Source organism: Streptomyces sp. ISL-11, from assembly GCF_018614525.1.
Classification (GTDB): domain Bacteria; phylum Actinomycetota; class Actinomycetes; order Streptomycetales; family Streptomycetaceae; genus Streptomyces.
On sequence record NZ_JAGGOL010000034.1, the window covers coordinates 85,749 to 91,748 of the forward strand.

The window sequence follows — 6,000 nt, forward strand, 5'->3', positions numbered from 1 at the left end:
CGACAGTGGTGGCTCGCGCGCTGATAGCGGTGGACGCATGCCGCACTTTCCCGGGAACCGTCCCCCGAGCCCCCGGCGGTCCGCGCGCCTGCGGGCCGCCCTCTCCGCCGCCGCCACGACCCTCCTCCTGGGCGCCGCCGTCCCGCCCACCGAGACCGCGCGGGGGATCGGCGACCGGCTCTTCCCGGAACTCGGCAACCCCGGCTACGACGTCGTCTCCTACGACATCCGGTTCGCCTATCACGGCAACGACAAGCCGCTCGACGCCGTCACCACCATCGAGGCCGAGGCGACCGAGGACCTGGAGCACGTCAACCTGGACTTCTCCGGCGGCACGGTCCGCTCGGTCGTGGTCAACGGCCTGCCCGCCGAGTTCACCCCGGTGAAGGAGGACCTGGTCGTCACCCCCGCCTTCGACCTCCCGGCCGAGGGCCACTTCACCGTCACCGTCCGCCACACCAGCAATCCGCGCGGCACGGACGGCGGCTGGGTCCCCACCAAGGACGGCCTGGTCATGGCCAACCAGGCCGACGCCGCCCACCGGATCTTCCCCGGCAACGACCACCCCGCCGACAAGGCGCGCTTCACCTTCCACGTCACCGTCCCCAAGGACCTGACCGTGGTCGCGAACGGCCTGCCCGAGGGCCGGGTCGCCTGGGGCGGGAACACCACCTGGACGTACCGGAGCCTGCACCCCATGGCCACCGAACTCGCCCAGGTCTCCATCGGCCACTCCGCCGTCCCCCGCCGCACCGGGCCGCGCGGCCTGCCCGTGCGCGACGTCGTGCCCGCCGGCGACCGCGAGCGACTGGAGAAGTGGGTGGCCAGAACCCCGGACCACCTCGCGTGGATGGAGCGGCGGGTCGGGCCGTACCCCTTCGAGACCTACGGCGTGCTGATGGCCGACGCCTCGACCGGCTTCGAACTGGAGACGCAGACCCTCTCCCTCTTCGAGCGGGACCTGTTCGTCAGGACCGACATCCCCGCCTGGTACCTCGAATCGATCATGGTCCACGAACTGTCGCACCAGTGGTTCGGCGACAGCGTCAGCCCGCGCACCTGGTCCGACCTCTGGCTCAACGAGGCCCATGCCACCTGGTACGAAGCGCTCTACGCCGAGGAGAAGGGCAAGAAGCCGCTCGACCTGCGCATGCGCTTCGCCTACGAGCACTCCGACGCCTGGCGCGCCGACGGCGGCCCGCCGGCCGCCCCCAAGGCGTCCGCTCCCGGGAAGAAGACCAGCATCTTCCGCCCCAACGTCTACGACGGCGGCGCCGTGGTGCTCTACGCCCTGCGCCAGAGGATCGGCGCGGCCGCCTTCGAGCGGCTGGAGCGGGAGTGGGTCGCCGGGCACCGCGACTCCACCGCGGGCACCGCCGACTTCATCGCGCTCGCGTCCCAGGTCTCCGGCCAGGACCTGAGGCCCTTCCTGCGCCCCTGGCTGTACGGGGCCACGACCCCGCCGATGCCCGGTCACCCGGACTGGAAGCCCGCCCCGAAACCCGCGTGACGGCCCGGGGCGGTCGTGGGACCATCGACGGGTCGGCGCGGCGGCCGTCCCGGGGAATCTCCGGGGCCCGTCAGGCGTTGACGCTCGTGCGGCCCCTTGCCGGGGCCGCCCCTTCTCAACGACGTAAAGGATCAAATGACCTCCTCTTCTTCCCTTCCCCAGGACCGGCAGAGCCTTCCGGAGAGCCTTCGGGCCGACGCCCTGATGGAAGAGGACGTCGCCTGGAGCCACGAGATCGACGGGGAGCGCGACGGCGAGCAGTACGACCGCTCCGAGCGGGCGGCACTGCGCCGCGTCGCGGGTCTCTCCACCGAGCTGGAGGACGTCACCGAGGTCGAGTACCGGCAGCTGCGCCTGGAGCGCGTGGTGCTGGTCGGCGTCTGGACGTCCGGTACGGCTCAGGACGCGGAGAACTCCCTCGCGGAGCTCGCCGCGCTCGCCGAGACCGCGGGCGCCTTGGTGCTCGACGGTGTGGTCCAGCGCCGGGACAAGCCGGACCCGGCCACGTTCATCGGTTCCGGCAAGGCGCGCGAGCTGCGGGACATCGTGCTGGAGAGCGGCGCCGACACCGTCGTCTGTGACGGCGAGCTCAGCCCCGGCCAGCTCATCGCCCTCGAAGACGTCGTCAAGGTCAAGGTGGTCGACCGTACCGCCCTGATCCTCGACATCTTCGCCCAGCACGCCAAGTCCCGAGAGGGCAAGGCCCAGGTCTCCCTGGCCCAGATGCAGTACATGCTGCCGAGGCTGCGCGGCTGGGGTCAGTCGCTGTCCCGGCAGATGGGCGGCGGCGGTTCCAGCGGCGGGGGCGGCATGGCCACCCGTGGTCCCGGTGAGACCAAGATCGAGACGGACCGGCGGCGGATCCGCGAGAAGATGGCGAAGATGCGCCGGGAGATCGCGGAGATGAAGACCGGCCGCGACCTCAAGCGCCAGGAACGCCGGCGGAACAAGGTCCCCTCGGTCGCCATCGCCGGCTACACCAACGCCGGCAAGTCCTCGCTGCTCAACCGCCTCACCGGTGCGGGCGTGCTGGTGGAGAACTCCCTGTTCGCCACCCTCGACCCGACCGTGCGCCGGGCGGAGACGCCCAGCGGGCGGTTGTACACCCTCGCCGACACCGTCGGATTCGTCCGGCACCTGCCGCACCACCTGGTCGAGGCGTTCCGCTCCACGATGGAAGAGGTCGGCGACTCCGACCTGATCCTGCACGTGGTCGACGGCTCGCACCCGGCACCGGAGGAGCAGCTGGCCGCCGTGCGCGAGGTGATCCGTGAGGTCGGCGCGCTCGACGTGCCCGAGATCGTGGTCATCAACAAGGCGGACGCGGCCGACCCGCTCGTCCTGCAGCGGCTGCTGCGCGTGGAGAAGCACTCCATCGCCGTCTCCGCGCGGACCGGCCAGGGCATCGAGGAGCTCCTGCAGCTGCTCGACGACGAGCTGCCCCGGCCCGCCGTCGAGATCGAGGCGCTCGTGCCGTACACGCGGGGTTCGCTGGTCGCGCGGGCCCACGCCGACGGTGAGGTGATCTCCGAGGAGCACACCGCGGAGGGCACCCTGATCAAGGCCCGGGTGCACGAGGAGCTCGCCGCCGAGCTCCAGCGCTACGTGCCGGCCGCCCGCGGCTGACCCGGCGTACCGACGCGAAGGCCCGCCCCCGATCCGGGGGGCGGGCCTTCGGTTACAGGAGGACCGTTTCGCCGGGAGTCCGCTCAGAACTGACCGAGCTGGACCCGGCTGTCGGCTCAGCGGTTGGCGAACTTCCGGCTGAGCGCGTCGTAGACGCCCTTCGCCTCCGGGCCCAGGCGCGGACCCGCCAGCCAGGTGTTGTCCGACGGGCCGATGGAGGTGTTGGAGACCAGCACCACCTTGCCGTCGCGCTGGGCGAACCAGCCGCCCCCGGACGAACCACCGGTCATGGTGCAGCCGATGCGGTACATCGTGGGCTGCGAGGGCTCGACCGTCAGCCGGCTCGGCTTGTCGATGCAGTCGTACATCTTCTGGCCGTCGAAGGGCGGCGCGGCCGGGTAGCCCCAGGCACCCATGGAGCGGATGGACTTCACCTGCGGGGCCTCGAAGTCCACGGTGAGGGCGTTACCAACGGTCTCCTCCAGCGACTTGCCGGAGCCGGCCTCGGGCTTGACGTGCAGCACGGAGAAGTCGTAGGGCGCGCCCGCGCCACCGGTCTCGGCGCCCTGCGTGATCCACTGCGTGGAGGTCTGGGCCCAGTCCGCCCACCACATGCCGTACGGGGCGACGTCCTGCACCGGCGCGCTGTTGACCTGCGAGGCGGGCAGACCCTTGTCGTTGTAGGACGGCACGAAGGCGATGTTGCGGTACCAGCCGCCCTTCTTGCCCGAGTGCACGCAGTGGCCCGCGGTCCACACCATGTTGGACTTGCCCGGGTGTGCCGGGTCCTTGACGACCGTCGCCGAGCAGACCATGTGGCCCTCGGGGCTGTCGAAGAACACCTTGCCGACCGGGGCCGCGTTGTTGTGGTACGGCAGATCGACCGACTTCGCCTGCACCGGGCGCGGCTCGGGGTCGGTGACGCCCTGGTCGCCGGAGGCCCCCGGAGCGGTGCCCGGGGCACCCTTGCTCGCGAGCGTCTTGTCGCTGGAGCGGGCGTCCTTCATCGTGTCGGGCTTCCAGTGGCCCTTGATCATCGGGTTGACGAAGTCGCGCGCCTCACGCAGCCACTGGTCCTTGTCCCAGTTCTTCCACTCGCCGTTCTTCCACTTGTCCAGGTCCTTGAGGGAAGAAGGGAGGTTCTTGGGCAGCTGAAGGACGTCGTCGCCGGTCTTGGTGGCGGAGGCGCTGGGCTTGTCGCTGCCCGCCGTGTCCTCGGAAGGGCCGCACGCGGTGGCCGTGAGGGCCAGTGCGGCGGTCAGAGCGGCCGCGGCCAGCGCCGGCCGGCGGATGGAAGCCATGGAGTGGGATCCCCCTGATCGATCTGCTGATGAGGTGTGCCGCGTGCGCGGCCACTGTGAAGTTGTCATGCACCCGCCCTAGCGGGGAGGCAGGGCCCCACTATGCCGGTGCGATGGGAGACGGACACGGGCGGGTCCCCGGTTCCGCGCGGAAGGATCTTGACGCCGGGCCGTGTTCCGCCGCTCGTGGCGTCGTTGGTACGTACGGGGAAGAGCCGACGAGTGTTCAAGCATGTCCAGTGTTCAATCGGGAGGACCCAGAGCCGTGGCCTTGACCCAGCTACCGCCGACGGCGTCGGCGTCAACGGCCCACGAAGGCATCCTCCGGCGGCAGTCGGCACGGGAATCGGCGGCCCGCACCTACGCACGCTCGCTGCCCATCGTGCCGGTGCGCGCCCGGGGGCTGACGATCGAGGGAGCCGACGGGCGGCGCTACCTCGACTGCCTCTCGGGGGCCGGTTCGCTGGCGCTGGGCCACAACCACCCGGTCGTGCTCGAAGCCATCCGCGCCGTCCTCGACTCGGGCGCGCCGCTGCACGTACTGGACCTGGCGACCCCGGTGAAGGACGCCTTCACCAGCGAGCTGTTCGGCACGCTGCCGCCCGGACTGGCCGACTCCGCCCGCATCCAGTTCTGCGGGCCCGCCGGCACGGACGCCGTGGAGGCCGCCTTCAAGCTCGTCCGCACGGCCACGGGCCGGGACGGGCTGCTCGCCTTCACCGGCGCCTACCACGGGATGACGGAAGGAGCCCTGGCCGCCTCCGGCGCGGCACCGGGCGTGCGCGTGACCCGGCTGCCCTATCCGCAGGACTACCGCTGCCCGTTCGGCGTCGGCGGCGAGAGCGGTGCCCACCTGGCCGCGCGCTGGACCGAGAGCCTCCTGGACGACCCCGCCAGTGGCGTACGCGCTCCCGCCGGGATGGTCGTCGAGCCTGTGCAGGGTGAGGGCGGGGTGCTTCCCGCGCCCGACGGCTGGCTGCGCCGGATGCGCGCCCTCACCGCGGACCGCTCCATTCCGCTCATCGCCGACGAGGTACAGACCGGGGTGGGCCGGACCGGGGCGTTCTGGGCGGTCGAGCACAGCGGTGTCGTGCCCGACGTGATGGTGCTGTCCAAGGCCATCGGCGGCAGCCTCCCGCTGGCCGTCATCGTCTACCGCGCCGAACTCGACGCCTGGCGGCCCGGCGACCACGCCGGCACCTTCCGCGGCAACCAGCTCGCCATGGCGGCGGGCACCGCGACCCTGCGGTACGTCCGCGAGAACGGCCTCGCCGCGCGCGCCGCGACCCTCGGCGAGCGCATGCTGCGCCGGCTGCGGGCCCTGGCGCGGGAGTGCGACTGCGTCGGCGACGTACGCGGGCGCGGGCTCATGATCGGCATCGAGTTCGTGCACCCCGAGGGCGCCGGGCGGTGCGGCGACCGGCCCGGTGGAATGGACGACCGCGGCGATGCCGGGCAGCCGGAGGCCGACCTGCTCGCGGACGGACTGTGGCTGGCGAGCGCCCGCCCGGACGCCCCGCCGGCCGACGGCTCCCGCACCGGCGGCGCCGAGCCGGACGGCGG

At 72.0% G+C, this 6,000-nt stretch carries 4 protein-coding genes; 3 read left to right on the forward strand and 1 reads right to left on the reverse strand.

From position 1 onward, the window contains the following. Window positions 1-37: 37 nt before the first annotated feature. Together J7E86_RS09980 and hflX are read left to right on the forward strand one after the other, a co-directional pair. Complete coding sequence (locus J7E86_RS09980) at window positions 38-1,510, forward strand: M1 family metallopeptidase (protein WP_215081196.1); 1,473 nt, start codon at window positions 38-40, stop codon at window positions 1,508-1,510. A gap of 135 nt (window positions 1,511-1,645) precedes the next feature. Further along, a complete protein-coding gene (gene hflX, locus J7E86_RS09985; RefSeq protein ID WP_215081197.1) occupies window positions 1,646-3,136 on the forward strand; it encodes a GTPase HflX in 1,491 nt (496 codons plus the stop codon). A 116-nt stretch (window positions 3,137-3,252) separates the two neighbouring features. Here the strand turns inward: hflX and J7E86_RS09990 are convergent, their stop codons facing one another. Continuing rightward, complete coding sequence (locus J7E86_RS09990; protein ID WP_215081198.1) at window positions 3,253-4,437, reverse strand: serine protease; 1,185 nt, start codon at window positions 4,435-4,437, stop codon at window positions 3,253-3,255. Window positions 4,438-4,702: 265 nt separating this feature from the next. On the opposite strand from J7E86_RS09990, the gene J7E86_RS09995 reads away from it, so the two are divergent. Continuing rightward, the coding region (locus J7E86_RS09995; protein ID WP_308312537.1) for a diaminobutyrate--2-oxoglutarate transaminase family protein at window positions 4,703-6,000 on the forward strand (1,298 nt) is incomplete at its 3' end.